General features: G+C 77.3%; 1 protein-coding gene and 1 pseudogene. Both read right to left on the bottom strand.

All coding sequences use genetic code 11. From position 1 onward, the window contains the following. Positions 1 to 995: DEAD/DEAH box helicase (locus HLB09_RS16770; protein ID WP_212771288.1), on the bottom strand; the 995-nt coding region annotated here is incomplete at its 3' end. A gap of 10 nt (positions 996 to 1005) precedes the next feature. After that, a pseudogene (locus tag HLB09_RS16765) lies at positions 1006 to 1683 on the bottom strand (hypothetical protein); the annotation flags it as partial.

The raw sequence follows: 1683 nt of genomic DNA, 5'->3' as shown, positions 1-1683 counted from the left end.
GGGGGCGCGCCCCGGCCGCCGAGGGCGCGGGCGCTGCGCTCCTCGTCGCGGGCGACGGCGAGCAGCTCCGGGTTGACCGCGGGGCGCACGTCCCCGGCCTCGGCGGCCTCGACCGACCCGCCGGCGACCGCCTGGTCGGCCTCGCCGACGAAGAGGTCGAGCATCCCCGCCCGGCCGGTGAGGACGTGCTGCCACAGCGGGACGGGCCGCACCTCGGAGACGACGACCTCGGTGCCGCCGCGGACCGTGTCGAGCCAGGCGCCGAACTCCTCGGCGTTGCTCACCGTCGCCGACAGCGAGGCGATGAGGACGTCCTGCGGCAGGTGGAGGATGACCTCCTCCCACACCGGGCCCCGGAAGCGGTCGGCGAGGTAGTGGACCTCGTCCATGACGACGTAACCGAGCCCGCGCAGGGCGTCCGAGCGCGCGTAGAGCATGTTGCGCAGCACCTCGGTCGTCATGACGACGACCGGGGCGTCGCCGTTGACGACGACGTCGCCCGTCAGCAGGCCGACCTTGTCGGCGCCGTGGCGCTCGACGAGCTCGGCGTGCTTCTGGTTGCTCAGCGCCTTGATCGGGGTCGTGTAGAAGGCCTTGCGGCCGGTGGCGAGGGCGAGGTGGACGGCGAACTCGCCCACGACCGTCTTGCCCGCGCCCGTCGGTGCGGCGACGAGGACGCCGCGGCCCGCCTCCAGCGCGCGGCACCCGCGGACCTGGAAGTCGTCGAGCCGGAACGGCAGCGAGTCGCGGAAGCGGGCCAGCTCCGAGCCGTACCCGTCGCCGTAGGAGTCCGTCGGCTCCGCCGCGGCGCCGCCCGCGCTGCTCGCCCCCGCACTGCTCGCCCCGGCGCGCTCACGACGGGCCCGGGCTGCGGCGAAGCGCGCGGCGGGCGGCAGCTCCTCGACGTCGGCGTCCACGCCCCCCGCGCCTCCCGGGAGCGCCCCTGCGGCGGAGCCCCTGCGAGACCCGCCCGTGCGCTGTCGTCGCGACGGCATGCCGTCCAGCCTAGGCGAGGACCCGCAGCCCCCTCGGGCGCACCCGCACGGCGAGGGGCAGCGTGCCGAGCCGCTCCCCGTCGCCGTAGACCGGCAGGCCGGTGACCGAGCGCTCCTCGCCCCTGCGGTGCTCGTCCTCCCGGTGCTCGTCCCCCCGGTGCTCGTGTCCCCGGTCCTCCTCCACCACGGCCACCTCGACGCTGCGCGCCCGCCGGACGCTCACCGCCGGGTGGTCGACGTGGGTGCCGGAGAAGACCCGGGGGAAGACGCGGGCGATCTCCCAGGCGGGCAGCGGGTCGACGACGACGAGGTCGAGGTGCCCGTCCCCCGCGTCCGCGTCGGGGGCGATGCGCATGCCGCCGCCGAAGCTCGAGGTGTTGGCCATCGCCACGAGCAGGGCGTCGCGCGTCTCGGGCACCCCGTCGACGACGAGGCGGTACGTCGTGCGGGGCCGCACGGGCAGCTCGCGCGCCACGGCGAGGACGTAGCGGGCGCGCCCGCGGGGCCAGCGCCAGCCGTTGGCGCGCTCGTTGACGAGGGCGTCGAAGCCGGCGGAGACGACGCCGAGGACGACGCGCTCGCGGTCGCCGCCGTCCGGCGGCCGGGGCGAGCCGTTGCGCTCGGGCGAGCCCGTCCCGTCCCCGCCCGCCACGGCGAGGACGTCGACGCCGCGGGTGCGGCCCGCGCG

It is taken from the genome of Pseudokineococcus marinus, assembly GCF_013004605.1.
Taxonomy (GTDB): Bacteria; Actinomycetota; Actinomycetes; order Actinomycetales; family Quadrisphaeraceae; genus Pseudokineococcus; species Pseudokineococcus marinus.
The sequence above is the reverse complement of the archived record's forward strand: the minus strand, read 5'-3'. Positions and strand labels throughout refer to the sequence as shown.